At 35.7% G+C, this 14,766-nt stretch carries 11 protein-coding genes and 1 pseudogene; 10 read left to right on the top strand and 2 right to left on the bottom strand.

Annotated features, from left to right (window positions below):
• Nucleotide 1: 1 nt before the first annotated feature.
• The 3 genes and pseudogenes from A1704_RS09410 (at nucleotide 2) to A1704_RS09400 (ending at nucleotide 3,500) form a co-directional block, all read left to right on the top strand.
• A pseudogene (locus tag A1704_RS09410) lies at nucleotides 2–730 on the top strand (metallophosphoesterase family protein).
• A gap of 155 nt (nucleotides 731–885) precedes the next feature.
• Entirely contained in the window at nucleotides 886–2,610 is a 1,725-nt protein-coding gene (locus A1704_RS09405) for a M14 family metallopeptidase (protein ID WP_062672756.1), read from the top strand.
• A 101-nt stretch (nucleotides 2,611–2,711) separates the two neighbouring features.
• Nucleotides 2,712–3,500, top strand: a complete 789-nt coding sequence (locus A1704_RS09400) for a T9SS-dependent choice-of-anchor J family protein (protein WP_082798752.1) — start codon at nucleotides 2,712–2,714, stop codon at nucleotides 3,498–3,500.
• Between the two features lie 47 nt (nucleotides 3,501–3,547).
• On the opposite strand, the gene A1704_RS09395 is transcribed toward A1704_RS09400, so the two are convergent.
• Entirely contained in the window at nucleotides 3,548–4,429 is an 882-nt protein-coding gene (locus A1704_RS09395; protein ID WP_062672752.1) for a cupin-like domain-containing protein, read from the bottom strand.
• A 448-nt stretch (nucleotides 4,430–4,877) separates the two neighbouring features.
• Here A1704_RS09395 and A1704_RS09390 point away from each other — a divergent pair, with 448 nt between their 5' ends.
• Entirely contained in the window at nucleotides 4,878–7,589 is a 2,712-nt protein-coding gene (locus tag A1704_RS09390) for a TonB-dependent receptor (RefSeq protein ID WP_062672750.1), read from the top strand.
• Between the two features lie 48 nt (nucleotides 7,590–7,637).
• On the opposite strand, the gene A1704_RS09385 is transcribed toward A1704_RS09390, so the two are convergent.
• The gene (locus A1704_RS09385; RefSeq protein ID WP_062672748.1) at nucleotides 7,638–8,135 is read right to left on the bottom strand and encodes a DinB family protein; all 498 of its coding nucleotides are present in this window, start codon (nucleotides 8,133–8,135) and stop codon (nucleotides 7,638–7,640) included.
• Between the two features lie 183 nt (nucleotides 8,136–8,318).
• On the opposite strand from A1704_RS09385, the gene A1704_RS09380 reads away from it, so the two are divergent.
• From A1704_RS09380 to glmM, 6 genes are all read left to right on the top strand, one after another.
• Complete coding sequence (locus tag A1704_RS09380; RefSeq protein ID WP_062673748.1) at nucleotides 8,319–9,218, top strand: GLPGLI family protein; 900 nt, start codon at nucleotides 8,319–8,321, stop codon at nucleotides 9,216–9,218.
• A 182-nt stretch (nucleotides 9,219–9,400) separates the two neighbouring features.
• Nucleotides 9,401–9,691 carry a hypothetical protein gene (locus A1704_RS09375; protein WP_062672746.1) on the top strand — a complete coding sequence of 97 codons (291 nt, stop codon included), beginning with the start codon at nucleotides 9,401–9,403 and terminating at the stop codon, nucleotides 9,689–9,691.
• Nucleotides 9,692–9,811: 120 nt separating this feature from the next.
• Nucleotides 9,812–10,066 (top strand): FeoA family protein, encoded by a 255-nt coding sequence (locus A1704_RS09370; protein ID WP_082798751.1) that lies wholly within the window; start codon nucleotides 9,812–9,814, stop codon nucleotides 10,064–10,066.
• The gene (feoB, locus tag A1704_RS09365) at nucleotides 10,066–12,099 is read left to right on the top strand and encodes a ferrous iron transport protein B (RefSeq protein ID WP_062672744.1); all 2,034 of its coding nucleotides are present in this window, start codon (nucleotides 10,066–10,068) and stop codon (nucleotides 12,097–12,099) included. Before A1704_RS09370 ends, feoB begins: the two co-directional genes overlap by 1 nt.
• Nucleotides 12,100–12,294: 195 nt before the next feature.
• Entirely contained in the window at nucleotides 12,295–13,308 is a 1,014-nt protein-coding gene (locus A1704_RS09360) for a DUF4421 family protein (RefSeq protein ID WP_317041196.1), read from the top strand.
• A gap of 69 nt (nucleotides 13,309–13,377) precedes the next feature.
• Nucleotides 13,378–14,760: a phosphoglucosamine mutase gene (gene glmM / locus A1704_RS09355; RefSeq protein WP_062672741.1), complete on the top strand. Its 1,383-nt coding sequence runs from the start codon at nucleotides 13,378–13,380 to the stop codon at nucleotides 14,758–14,760.
• Nucleotides 14,761–14,766: the final 6 nt, after the last annotated feature.

Here is a 14,766-nt window from a genome sequence, read left to right as displayed (position 1 = left end):
AATGAGCAGAACATTAGTCATAGGAGATATCCACGGAGGGTTTAAAGCCTTACAACAAGTTCTTGAAAGAGCAGGAGTGATGAAAAATGATCAACTGATTTTCCTCGGAGATTATGTAGATGGTTGGAGCGAATCTTCACAAGTCGTACAGTTCTTACTGGAGCTTTCTGAAATACAGGAATGTATTTTTATCAAAGGGAATCATGATGCATGATGTGAAGATTGGTTGAATTTAGGACAAAAACCTGATTTGTGGCTTTTCAATGGAGGAAAAAGTACAGTAGAAAGTTATGCTGATTATTCTCTTGAAGATCTGGATATTCATCTCGAATTCTTTCAAAGGATGAAAAATTATCATATTGATGATCAGAACCGGTTGTTTATTCATGCCGGATACGCTTCCATGCACGGTCCTGAAAAAGAAGTGTACTCAAGCAATTACCGTTGGGACAGAACGCTTTGGGAAACTGCCGTGGCAATGGATAAAAAACTGTCGAAAAATTCTGAATTATATCCTAAAAGACTGCTATTGTATAAAGAAATATTCATCGGACATACGCCTACTCTTGATATTGGGATCAAAATACCAGCCAATAAAGCTAATATCTGGAATATGGATACCGGAGCAGCCTATACCGGATCTTTATCCATCATGGATATTGACTCCAAGCAATTCTGGCAAAGTGATCCGCTTCCTTCCTTATATCCAAAAGAAAAAGGGCGAAATTAATACTGTTGAGAACAAACCTAACAGGTTTTCAAAACCTGTTAGGTTTTTATCTGCAAAACAACTTTAACTTTTCAATCTTTTGCAATTTTGACTGCCAGCACATCACCGTTTCTCACAAAAGATGATTAATTTTAAAGTCTGAAAATATGACTTCAATGAAACTGAAATATCTTTTATTCACCTTAAGTTCTACCTTGTTTTTGGCTCAAAAATCATTTCAGACCCCTTTTGAAAAAGGGAACGGAAATCAGACAGTTACCTACGACGAAATGAACAGCTATTATCAGGATCTGGCGAAAAATTTCAATACTATTCAGTACCTTAAAAAAGGAGAAGATGACAACGGAAAGCCAATTTATGTAGTGGTTTATAATCCCTTTCCTGAAAAAGACCTTGAAAAATTAAGAAAAGACAAAGCCATTCTTTTTGTCAACAATGGAATTCACCCGGGAGAGCCGGATGGAATAGATGCTACCATGATGTTGATGAGAGATCTTGCGGCTAAAAAAATTAAAACTCCGCAGAATTTTATTATTGCTGCGATTTCCGCTTACAATGTCAGTGGAATGTTGAACAGAGGATCCTACTCGAGAGCCAATCAGAATGGACCGGAGCAGTACGGTTTCAGAGGAAATGCAAGGAATTATGACCTGAACAGAGATTTTATCAAAGCAGATTCTAAAAATGCCAGAAGCTTTCAGGAAATCTATCAATGGTTGAAACCGGATATTTTTATCGATAACCATGTCAGCAACGGAGCAGATTATCAATATACGTTCACCTATATTTCTACATTTAAAGAACGTTTGGGAAATACCCTTGGAAATTATTTCTACAATGATTATCAGGCTAAAAATATTGAGGATATGAAAAAACTGGGGTATGATAGTACTCCCTATGTCAATATCCACGGAGATGTTCCGGAAGTAGGATTTGCCTCATTTGAAGATTCTCCGAGATATTCTACAGGATATACTTCCCTTTTCAACTCTCTGGGAACAGTTCCTGAAACCCATATGCTGAAGCCTTATGATAAAAGGGTAGATGCCACTTACAAATATATGCTGGTGAATCTACGGAATTTAGATAAAGATTATCATAAAATAAAGCAGCTTCGAATAGAAAATCTAAAACAATATCAGGCTGGAAAACAATACGGAATCCGTTGGAAAATAGATTCTACGAAGTTCTCCACCATGGATTTTAAAGGTTATGAAGGAAAATATAAGCCCAGTGAAGTTTCAGGCAAACCAAGACTGTATTATGACAGAAATAAGCCTTTTACGAAGAATATAAAACTCTTTACGACGGCTGTTCCAACGGGATATATTACCATTCCAAAATATTATGTAATTCCGCAGTCGCAGTACCGGGTGATTGAAGAATTTAAAAGAAATAATATTCAGATGAAACCGATACAGAAAGACAGTACTTTAACGGTTGAGTCCTATAAAATTAAAGATTTTAAAACCGTTAAAAATCCTTATGAAGGGCACTACCTGCATTTTGAAACTACGGTTGATGCTACACAGAAAAATAGGGTATTTACAGCCGGAGATTATCTGGTTTCAACCAATCAGCCTGGTGTAAAATATATTATAGAAACCCTTGAACCTGAAGCATTAGACTCATTTTTCAATTGGAATTTCTTTGACGGAATTCTGGCACAGAAAGAATACTATTCCGCTTATATTTTCGAAGATACAGCTGCTGAACTTTTGAAAAAGGATAAAAAATTGAAAGAAGCGTTTGAAGCTGCCAAAGCATCGGATAAAAAGCTGTCAGAAGATGGAGATGCACAATTAGATTGGGTGTACAGACATTCTCCTTATTTTGAAGAAAAAACATTCAGACAGTATCCCGTTTACAGAGTGTTGTAAATATTTTTTCACAAAAATTCTGATGATTTTTTTGTTTTTTTATAGTAATTTGTTAATCAATGTTTTAGATTTTTATTAAATTAGTATCAAAAACAAACACTATGAAACAAATTTATCAATTCGTAACATTGCTGTGCTTTATACCAATAGGTTTACTGGCGCAATATTCTCAAAGTTTTGATTCGGCAACAATGCCTGCTGACTGGACAATAATTAATGGTGGAGATCCTGGAACCTGGGAAACCTTTAGTTCTTATGACTCTTCATTCAACGCTCCTCATTCTGGGACCCACTTCCTTGGATTGGAATACGGCAGTACTTCCCATGATGATTATGCCATAAGCCCTGCTATAGTGGTCACTGCAGGAGTATCTGATAAGCTTACTTTCTGGGCAAGAAACAGAGGGGCAGGACTTGCTGAGACGGTGGATATAAAAGTATCAACCACAACTCCTACTATTGCAGGCCTTACCAACACGCTCGCAGCAGCAGTAAAACCTCCTACTTCGTGGAATCAGTATACGTACGACCTGACTCCTTTTGTAGGACAAACAATTTATATTGCTTTTCATTCCACTACAGAAGATGTTTGGTTTATAGGGATAGACGATTTCCAGATTTCAACAAACAGTTTATCGGTTTCTGATGCAAAAGCGGATAAGAGCCGTGCATCCATCTACCCAAACCCGGCACAAGATGTTTTACACATCAAAAATAAAACTAAGATCTCTGAAATTAGCATCTATGATCTTAACGGAAAGCTAGTGAAAAAAGAAACGATGGATACAGAAAACGGAACTGTAAATGTAAGTGAACTTGCAGCAGGGAATTATATAGTGAAGGTCAAAGATAAAGAGACTGAAAAAGGCTATAAAATGATTAAGAAATAACATTTATAATAAAATAAAAAAAGACGTTTCAATTGAAACGTCTTTTTTTATTTTGGTAAGCCTCTCTTCAAGGCCATTTCTGCTCTTTTAATTGCCATTTTCTCTTTCCAGTCCATATAGCTCTTTTTAAAGTTCGACTTCATAATGTCGTCAAATTTACGCTGTACGGTAAGATTCCATAGAGAATGTGCTTTTACTGCCCATGATTTGTCCCATGCTCTTAAGGAAATTGAGAAACTTCCGTCCAGATATTTCATCCAGTGCCACCATCCTGTAGGCATAAATAAAGTATCACCATGCTCAAGATAGCATTCAATACCTTCTACACCATCCAGTGCCGGGAATTTTGTGAAATCCGGATTTTCGATATCATAATCCTCAAGTGCATACGTAGCATAGGGTATCTGATAAAGGCGTTCTTTCCATTTATAATCGAAAAGAAGGATATGTTTTCTTCCATTGAAATGGGTATGGAAAATATGGGCCATATCGATATCGAAGTGAAGGAAGGTTACAGAACCTTTTCCTCCAAAGAACATATTCGGATATTTATCAAGAAAGCCTCCCATTAATTCTTTAGGAGAAATATAATCTTCCAAAAGTTTAGGAGCATATTTTATGGGGTCGAATAGGAAAATTCTAAGATCAGTAGGTTCTCGCTGAATAAGATCTATGTAATCTCCAAACTTCATTTTTGCTGCTGACGCATTGATGGGAGCAGAAGGGTCTGCCTTTGAGCTGTCATATAGCGGGACCTCCACATCTCCTACAACCTCCTTCATATATTCCATCGTCCATTTTTGGTAAGCAGGCCATTTTTTTGCCATATTTTTGATGACAACGGGCCTTCTTGGCTTCAGATATTTTTCGTAGAATTCTTCTTTCGAAATGTCATCTACAACATCTATAGGCTTTAAAATAATTCCCATTTTATAAATTTTATGTTACAAAATTATTAAATATATATTGATGTACCAGTGTTTAATTTTTTTTTAATCTATGATTCAAATCAGATTTTCCTATTTAGAATAAGTAAGATTATTGATTTCTTAGCTTCTGCTTAAAATTGTTCTTTTATCTAATCAATAAGACAAAATCTATTCAGATTATGTTACATAAATCAAAAAATAAATCATCCACTTCTTTTGCAAATTTTTTATGCCAAACATCATTTTATGATAAATTAAATATTCGCAAAAGCGGATAAACAGATTGTGAATCTGCTTAAAAAGATTTCTTTTTTCAAAGAAAATCAAAAGCTTAAAAATTATCACTATGTTTGTAGTGATAATGGTTTAACTTTTATCTATAAAATTCATCTTTATAAAAAGTGTAACAAAAAACAATATCCATTAACTAATTGAGCAAATAATAAGTATGAAAAAAAATATTTCCTTATTTCTGATGCTTTTCTTTACGGTGCTTACTTTCGCACAGAAAACGATCTCAGGAAAGATCACGGATGATGACGGGGTAGCAATACCAAGCGCCAGTGTAACGATAGAAGAGCCCGGTAAAGATGCTATTCTTGCTTATGCCATTACGAATTCCAAAGGAGAATATAAAGTAACTTTTACATCCGCTGAATCCAATGTGGATTTAAAAGTGAAAGCATTCAATCAGAAACCTCTTACGAAGCAAATTAATAACAGCGATCAGACTCTGAACTTTAAAATGCAGTCTGAAGCTACAGAAATTAAAGAAGTACAGCTGAAAACCAAAATGATCACCGCAAGAGGCGACACCATCTCTTACGATCTTAAGGCTTTCAATAGTAAAAACGACAGAACCCTTGCTGATGTAATGAAAAAGATTCCGGGAATTGAAGTAAACAAGGACGGAACAATTCTTTATCAGGGAAATGCCATCAATAAATTCTACGTCAACGGAAAAGACCTTATGGAAGGAGGTTATGGAACCATCAACAATTCCCTTCCTAAAGATGCTGTACAGAAAGTAGAAGTTCTGGAGAACCACCAGCCGGTAAAAATCCTTCAGGATAAAGTCCCTTCAGATCAGGCAGCCATCAATATCAAACTGAAAAACTCTGTCACCATGACTGGAAGAGGAGAAGTAGGAACCGGATTTGGAGATCCGTGGCTTTGGAATGTAAAACTGACGCCTATGTTTTTCGGGCAGAAAAGCCAATGGGTTGTCAATTATAAAACCAATAACATGGGTGAGCAGGTGGAAAATGAAGGAAATATTCTGGCTTTTGGAAGCTCATGGGAAGGAAGAAGAAGTAACATCTCGCAAAATAATTGGCTAAGTGTAGAGAATGCATCCGTACCTGATCTTCCTGTAAAAAGATATTTGATGAACAGTGTTCATTATCTGTCAGCAAATTATCTTACCAATATTGATAAAAAGAAAGAATGGGAGCTTAAAGCCAATGCCAACTATACCAATAATGCGGTGGAAAGAGAGTCTAATAGTGTTACTAGAGATATCCAGCAGGGTACACAATATACAACAAGGTTCCTGAACAATTTCTATACAGACAAATTAAAAGGAGAACTGATTTTTACAAAAAATGCAAAAAAAGGATTCTTTAAAAATACAACAACATTCTCTCAATTCTGGAATGCAGATAGGGCTTTTGCAGAAAGAAATGATAAGCAGGGTTACAGGATAGGAAACGAAGCATTGGAATCACCTACAACATCTTTCCAGAACTCCTTAAGTACAATTATTCCATGGAAAGAAAAAATGGTGAATTTCAAATCCTATCTGAGCTATCAGAATGATAAACAGATTTTAGAAATTTCTCCTGCCAATTATTTACAGTTTCCATATAAAGAACCTGGAAGTACTGATTTTACAACCATAAAATTCACACCAGGCAGTACTGCTTTGCAATATTTCAGGATTAAATCTTTAGATACATCACATTCTGCAAATATCAGTTTCACTTCAAAAGGATGGACATTCACACCACAGGTAGGACTTGATTTTTCAACTGATAATTTGACAACAAATTTTGATGGAAGTACTGTAGATAATAAACCGGATTTTGCAAATTTAACTTATGAAAATGATCTGAAATTTACGAGAGTTAATCCATCGGCTTCCGTAGGAATCAATTATAAATCTGAGTCATGGAGTTTATTTTCAAGTTTCCCTGTAAACTTCAATAATATTAAGGCTGAAGATGCATTTAGAAATGTTTCCAAATCATTAAGTAAAGTAACTTTTACTCCTAATGTTTTTGCTCAATATTCATTTGCTTCCTTCTTCAAAGCGAGTTTGAATGGAGGAATTAGTAATAACTTCGGAGATATTCAGACAGCTTATGCAGGATATATTCTCACAAGTCCAGGAGGATTTAATGTGATGAACCCTAAAAATCCGATCCCTCAGACTACTACTAAAAATGCAGGAACAAGATTGGAGTACAGAAATCCGTTAAATAACCTTTTCTTTAACGTTGGATATAGAATAAGTGATGCAAAAAATAACCTTATTGCTTCAAGTATCGTTAGTGAATCAGGCTTCAGAGTAACAGAATACTTGGAGAAAGAAAATAAAAGGACCAGCAATACCTATTATGCAGAAATAGGAAAGTATTTTCCAAAATTTAAAACCAATGCTTCATTAAGTTATAACAATACCATTTCTAAATCTCAATCCATCAGAAATACTGATAATATTGATAATAAAACAAATGGAAATACGCTAGGAATTAAATTTAACAATACTTATTTCTCATGGATGAGTGTAGATTTTAACGCATCTAAAACATGGAATAAGACATCTAATATTTTCCTTACAGATAATAAAGGAAAGTCAGAAGGATACAGCCACAATCTTAACGTATTTTTCTATCCATTAGAAAACCATACCATAGGGTTTTATTGGGATCAGATCAATTCAAAATCTGCAGACATAAAGTATAATAATGGTTTCTTTGATGTTTCATATCAGTTCTCATGGGCTAAAAAGAAAATTGATTTTGAATTAAAATGGATGAATATAGCAAATAAGAGAGTGTTTGAAAGAATCGATATTGATAATACGAATATCACACAAACAAGTATGCAACTCCGCCCAAGTCAGGTGATGCTAAGTGTAAAATTCAACTTTAAATAAAAAAAAACCAATCCATACGGATTGGTTTTTTATTGAGATATACTGAAATTAAAAGCTTTGCTGGTCTGCTGAAGGCCCATAGCTTCCCGGCAAAGGAATATTGTTTAGTCTGTAATACACTCCCAGTTGAGCCCTGTGATGCGTAATCTGGTTTAAAGCATGCCGGATGGCTCCGTACTTGCTCCAGCTTGCCAGTTCGTGCCCATCATTTTTAATCGTCCAGCTGGGATTCAGATCGTTTTCTGTACTGTTTTCCAATGCTGTTTTTGCAGACTGGTAATCATCTTCCAGTTTTTTCATGAGTTCATCTCTAGTAGAAAGAATGGTAGGTTTATAATCTCCCTTGGCAAAATCCAGTTCCGAAGTTTTTAAAATAGTGTTCGGCCATTCAAAAACTTCTACCAGATGGGTAGCAAGAGGCATCATTTTCATGCTTTTTTCATGCGGAGCATAATCGTTTTTTCCTTCAGGGAATAGTTCAATAAATTTTTTTGTGGTTTGGAACTCTCCCTCCAGTTCGGATTTTAATTGAGATAAGGTATCCATAATATTTTGTTTTTTAGAAACTTAAAGGTAAGCGTTTTAAATATGAAACTGTTTTAAGAGAATCATAATTTTTTAATTAGTAAAGATTTGAAACAGGTGAATATTTTTTACCGAAAAATAAAATTTCAGAAAAACTGTAACAAAAGAAGACAAGTGATTACTAATTATATAAAACTTGTTACAATGAAAAAGTTATTCTCAGTATTTCTTATTGCTCTTTTTGCATTTGCAGGAGCTCAGGAGTCAAAAGAAACAGCCAACCGTTTCTTTTATGAACTGACTTTTAAGCCGAAAAAAGATTCGGCGAGAATGGATAAGATTATTACTATTCTTGATATAACCCCAAAGAAATCAATCTACCAGGATTATACAATGCCGGCTCAGGATTCTATCATTAAAGTTCAGATAGAAGAAATGGAGAAAACCAAATCTTTTAAGGATATGACCAAGTTGATTAGGTGGCCGAAATTTTCATATAAAATTATTAAGACTTATCCTGACATGAAAGTACAGTATGTAGACAGAATCAGCAGAAATCTGTTCTCATATGAAGACGATCCGAAGCTGCAATGGAGTATTCTACCAGATAAACAAAAAATAGGCGCGTACAATGCTCAGAAAGCAACTACTGAATTTGGAGGAAGAACATGGACTGCATGGTTCAGTTCGGATATCCCTTTTCAGGATGGACCTTACAAATTTAAAGGACTTCCTGGTCTGATTGTAAAAATCGAAGACGCTGATAAAAACTATTCATGGCAATTGAGCGGAAATAAAAAGATCGAAAATTATGATGAATTATCATATGCCGATAAGATCAATGCTAAGATGGGAATGATGAGCAATACAGTAACACCTACATCAAAAGAAAAGTTTCTTAAATCTTATGAAGGATACAAAGCAGATCCTTTTGCAGAATCCCGTCCATATATGACTGCAGAGAATATGAGCAGACCCATGCCGGGAACAGACGGAACTGTAGGAGATTTCATGAAAAGGCTGGAAAAGCAGGTGAAAGATTTCTTCGGGTCCAATGATAATCCCATAGAAAAAGAACAGCCTTCTGACAAGAAGAAAAAGTAAGACTTCATATCAACTAAATTATATTTTGAATCAACCCAGATACAGCAATGTGTTTGGGTTGATTTCTTTTTATCAGGTAAATTCTACGTTTGACCAGCAGAAATTTTAAAAAATTCTCTGAAAAAATTTGATTTTATTTTTTATTCTCATATGTTTGCTAAAACTAATTTAAAAATTATACCATGAAAAAATCTATTGTCGCAGTTCTGCTGACAACATCTGCATTGCTATTTGCTAAAAATGAATCTCCAAATAAAAATACGGAGCCCCAAAAGGCAACAGAAACTGTTTTAGTCACTAAGAAGACTATTGAAAAAACAGATCAACTACAAAAACCTATTACATTATCCACAACTGCAAAAGAGAGGGAAAAGGAATTGACTACAGAAGAAAAATGTGCTATTGAACTTGCTGTTGGTCCTGTAATTGCGGGGCCTCCTGTTCATTGTTTTCAGCTTGGAGCAGAAGGATAATCTTAATAAGATATAAATAAGCCCAGATACAACGATGTGTCTGGGCTTATTTCTTTTATCTCAAAACGTTATTTAGATTAAATTTAAATAGCGTATATTTGCAGGACTAAAAATTAGGCTTTGAAAGAGAAAGGATTACATAAATTAAGTGGATTCCCTAAAAATAAAATGGGGAAGATATTGGGATATGATAACGACCATCTTAAAATGCCCAATAAAATTATTGAAATGGGGCTTCTTCCGGAGACCATTTTCAGAATTTTGTATCAGGCTCCGTTCAGCGGGCCAATGTATGTAGAATTTGGAGCAGAAAAAAGCCGGATTGCTCTTCGTGAGGAAGAAGGAGATTACATCATTGTTGAAGAATTGAATTAATGCAGGAAAACAAGAAAAAACAGATACTTTTAGTCGGGAATCCTAATGTAGGAAAGTCAACGGTTTTTAATACGCTTTGCAACAAAAAGCAGAAGACCGGGAACTACGCCGGCGTTACCGTTGCAAGTCATTCGGGAAACTACATATACAAAAATGAAGAAGTTGAGGTGATAGATCTTCCAGGTTCTTACAGTGTATACCCGAGCTCAGAAGATGAGGCCATTTTCTCCAAATATCTTATTGACGAGCAGAAAAACTACGCAGGAGTTGTTTATATTCTTGAAGCATTAAGTTTAAAAAGAGGGCTGCTGTTGTTTCAGCAGATTCAGGACCTTGGCATTCCAATGATTCTGATTGTCAATCAGATTGACCAGGCAGAAAGAAGAGGAATTACTATCGATATTCAAAAATTTTCCGAAGCATTAGGCATTAAAATTATTCAGACCAATGCCAAAGAACAAATCGGGATTGATGAAGTAAGGGAAGCTGTTTATAACAATGAATTCGTAAAAACAGATCAACTTTCTTTTGAAACACCAAACGAACACAGAGACTTTATTCAGAAACTGGCAGCACATAAAGGTTTCGATAACGAATATAAAGCATGGATGAGCCTTTCTCTGGGAACAGATCTTGGAAGAATCGGCGGAGTAATGGAACAGCTCAATGAACCTGATTCTAAAAGTTTGGTTCCTAAAAGATTACAGGTTCAGGAAACTGTAAGAAGGTACCAGAATGTTGACAAAATACTGGCTGATGTTATTTTTAAAAAGGCTCAGTTCAAAGAATTATTAACCGAGAAACTGGATAAAGTTTTGGTTCATAAATTCTGGGGTTATGTGGTCTTTTTAGCTATTCTGCTGATTATTTTTCAAAGTGTTTTCTTCCTTGCAGAATACCCGATGAGCTGGATTGAAGATACATTCTCCTGGCTGGCCGCATTTACAAGCGAACATCTTCCTGAAGGACCAATTAATTCATTGATTTCAAATGGAATCGTTCCCGGAATCGGAGGAATTGTGGTTTTTGCACCACAGATCGGAATTCTCTTGTATTTCCTTTATTTATTGGAAGATTCAGGATATATGGCAAGAGTAGTATTCCTGATGGACAGATTACTGCGTCCTTTCGGGCTTAACGGAAAAAGTATCGTTCCCCTTGTGTCAGGGACTGCCTGTGCGATCCCGGCGGTGATCTCTACAAGAAATATTGAAAATGTAAAAGAAAGATTGCTTACGATATTGGTAACCCCATTTATGACATGTTCTGCGAGACTTCCTGTTTACAGCATCATTATCGGACTGATTATATCAGAAGGAACATTTTTAGGAATCAAATACAAAGCACTGGTCCTGATGGGAATGTATCTCCTTGGGTTTTTAGTCGCTTTATTCTCTGCAGCAATCCTTAAAAGATTTATTAAAAGTAAAGGAAAAACGTATCTCGTAATGGATCTTCCAGCCTATAAAAAACCACTTTTCGGATATGACTTTAAAATGGTTTTAGGAAAAGTATGGGACTTCATTACCGGAGCCGGGAAAATAATTTTCATCGTAAGTATCATTATCTGGTTTTTAAGCTATTTCGGGCCAAGCCAGAAAACAAATGAATTTGTAGCTGCAGATGTTCACTTGGACCATTCTTACCTTGCTAAGATGGGTAAAGGAATAGAACCTGTAATTGCTCCTCTTGGTTACGACTGGAAAATGGGAGTAGGAATCCTTACAAGCTTCGTGGCAAGGGAAGTCTTTGTGGGAACAATGTCTACGCTCTATAGCCTGGAAGATGATGCTCCGGAAGTGAAAGTTATTGATAAAATGAGAAGAGATGTAAAACCAAACGGTGAAAAAGTCTTCAGTTTTGCAACCGGAATTTCGGTGCTTCTTTTTTATGCATTTGCAATGCAGTGTGTTTCTACACTTGCAGTAGTCTACAGAGAAACCAAAAGCTGGAAATGGACTGGCTTTCAGGTAGTCATGATGACAGGTTTGGCATATTTTGTGTCGATGATAGTATATCAGATTTTAAAGTAATGGACTCATCATTAATCATTCAGTACGTACTTATTGTATTAATTGTAGCATTTGCTTGTTACTCTTTATTTAAAGTACTTAAAAAAAATTTCGCTCCTAAGAAATTCAGCTCCAAAAGAACCAACTGTGATAAAGATTGCGGCTGTTCTTAAACAAGGTTTAATAGAAATAAAAAAATAATAGTATTTTCATCCTTTGAAAATATTAATTATTTTGACTCTAAAAAACACAATTTCAGTTCTCTTGTTGTTCTCATGCATTTTTTACGCTAGGTGTCAGACAGATACAACACTAGTAAAATCGTATAGAGATCAGGTGATGATCCGCCTTAATCTGGATACCAATCTTGAAAAGTATATTCTTTCCCAGCGAGGAAATGATAAAATGGAACTGTCCATCAATAACAAAACAAGAACGTCCGTATCTATTGACTACCGTGCCATTAGTGCAACCCTCTCTTTTTCCCCAAAATTTATCCCGGGAAATAATGAGGATGATCTGAAAGGGAAAAGTTCTTATACAGATCTGAGCTTCAGGTTTTTTCCAAAAAGATTTATCCAGACTTTTTATTATAAAAAAGTAAAAGGGTTTTACGTGGAAAATATGAAAGATTTTGTTCCGGACTGGCAGGAAGCAGATGCTTATTTACAGTTTCCAGACTTAAAAGTGGTGAGTTTTGGAGGAACAACATCGTATGTGTTCAATAAAAACTTCTCAGCCAAAAGTGTATATACTCACAGTGAATGGCAGAAAAAAAGCAGCGGAAGCTGGATTCCTTATCTGGATTATGATGTCAGCTTTTTCACCAATACAATAAATGAAGTGAAAAACAAGGAAGTTCAGTATAAAATAGGGGCCAATATGGGATACTTTTATAATTGGATTATAAGAGATAAAGTGAATGTTGCTCCCTACCTTTCTGTAGGACTTGGAGGACAGTTTTCAGGCTCCCAGGAGAACAATGAGCAGAAAGAAAACGAACAGTTTGTAACCCTGAGAATGGAAGGAGGTCTTCACGTGGGATATAATTCAGACCGCTTTCTTTTTGGAGGAAGGATGAACTTTAGGGCTTATACGTATCAGAAAAACGGAGAAGCAGTTGAAAATAATAACCTTTATGGACTGTTATATATTGGGTATCGTTTTGCACCACCGAAAGTTGTGAAAAATACCTACGATAAAGTCCAAAAAAAGATTCCCGTTCTATAAGTTGAAGGGTCTTTTAAGTATCTTTGCGTTGGAAAAATTCAGAAAGAACAAAATAAAAGCAAAAACATCATGTCATTAATAAAATCTATTTCCGGAATTCGCGGAACCATTGGTGGAAGAGTAAATGATAACTTAACACCGCTGGATGTTGTAAAATTCGCATCCGCTTTCGGAACCTGGCTTCAAAATAATAAAAACAAAAAAGATCTTACCCTTATCATCGGAAGAGATGCCAGAATTTCTGGCCAGATGGTTTCCTCTTTAGTTACAGCTACATTGCAGGGATTAGGAATTAATGTGGTAGATCTGGGTCTTTCTACAACCCCGACTGTTGAAGTAATGGTGCCTGAGCTGAATGCAGACGGTGGAATCATCCTTACTGCTTCTCATAATCCAAAACAATGGAATGCCCTTAAATTATTAAACGAAAAAGGAGAATTCATCAGTGGTGAAAACGGAGCTGAAGTACTGGCTTTGGCAGAAAGCGAAGATTTCAACTATGCAGAAGTAGACGATCTTGGAAAATATGAAACAAGAGACGATGCTTTTGATATCCATATTCAGCAGATCCTGGATTTACCGATGGTAGACGTGGAAGCAATCAAAGCAAAGAATTTTAAAGTAGTTCTTGATGCTGTAAACTCTACAGGAGGAATTGCTATTCCAATGCTTTTAGATAAATTAGGTTGTGAAACCATCAAATTATATTGTGAACCTACGGGACACTTCCCACACAATCCTGAACCGTTGAAAGAACATTTGGGAGATATCTGTGACCTTGTGAAAAAAGAAAATGCAGACTTAGGAGTGGTGGTAGATCCGGATGTAGACAGATTAGCCCTTATTGATGAAAAAGGAGAAATGTTCGGGGAAGAATACACCCTGGTAGCCGTTGCAGATTACCTGTTGAAAAATAAAAATGGAGTAGCAATCTCCAACCTTTCTTCAAGCCGTGCATTGAGAGATGTGGCACAAAGCCACAATTCAGAATACTTTGCAAGTGCTGTAGGAGAAGTAAACGTTGTTACTTTGATGAAGGAGAAAAATGCGGTGATCGGAGGAGAAGGAAACGGAGGAATTATTTATCCTGAATTGCATTACGGAAGAGATTCTTTAGTAGGAGTCGCTTTATTCCTAACACATTTAGCTAAAGAAAACAAGACCGTTTCTGAATTAAGAGCAGGATATCCAAGCTATTTCATGGGTAAAAAGAAAATAGAACTTACGCCGGAGATTGATGTAGATGCGATCTTAAGCAAAATGGAACAGGAATATCAGAATGAAGAAGTCTCTATAGTAGATGGTGTTAAAATAGACTTTGAAAACAACTGGGTTCACCTTAGAAAATCCAATACAGAACCAATCATCAGAATTTATACTGAAGCTAAATCTCAGGAAGAGGCAGATCAGTTGGGAGATGATATCATTGCTAAAATCAAGAGTTTAATCTAAAAATAT

It is taken from the genome of Chryseobacterium cucumeris (assembly GCF_001593385.1).
Lineage (GTDB): Bacteria > Bacteroidota > Bacteroidia > Flavobacteriales > Weeksellaceae > Chryseobacterium > Chryseobacterium cucumeris.
The sequence above is the reverse complement of the archived record's forward strand: the minus strand, read 5'-3'. Positions and strand labels throughout refer to the sequence as shown.

What these genes read in the sequence shown, in the direction of transcription:
- A1704_RS09405 (WP_062672756.1), top strand. Translation starts at nt 886, where the DNA reads ATGAAACTGAAATATCTTTTATTCACCTTAAGTTCTACCTTGTTTTTG.
- A1704_RS09400 (WP_082798752.1), top strand. Translation starts at nt 2,712, where the DNA reads ATGAAACAAATTTATCAATTCGTAACATTGCTGTGCTTTATACCAATA.
- A1704_RS09395 (WP_062672752.1), bottom strand. Translation starts at nt 4,429, where the DNA reads ATGGGAATTATTTTAAAGCCTATAGATGTTGTAGATGACATTTCGAAA.
- A1704_RS09390 (WP_062672750.1), top strand. Translation starts at nt 4,878, where the DNA reads ATGAAAAAAAATATTTCCTTATTTCTGATGCTTTTCTTTACGGTGCTT.
- A1704_RS09385 (WP_062672748.1), bottom strand. Translation starts at nt 8,135, where the DNA reads ATGGATACCTTATCTCAATTAAAATCCGAACTGGAGGGAGAGTTCCAA.
- A1704_RS09380 (WP_062673748.1), top strand. Translation starts at nt 8,319, where the DNA reads ATGAAAAAGTTATTCTCAGTATTTCTTATTGCTCTTTTTGCATTTGCA.
- A1704_RS09375 (WP_062672746.1), top strand. Translation starts at nt 9,401, where the DNA reads ATGAAAAAATCTATTGTCGCAGTTCTGCTGACAACATCTGCATTGCTA.
- feoB (WP_062672744.1), top strand. Translation starts at nt 10,066, where the DNA reads ATGCAGGAAAACAAGAAAAAACAGATACTTTTAGTCGGGAATCCTAAT.
- glmM (WP_062672741.1), top strand. Translation starts at nt 13,378, where the DNA reads ATGTCATTAATAAAATCTATTTCCGGAATTCGCGGAACCATTGGTGGA.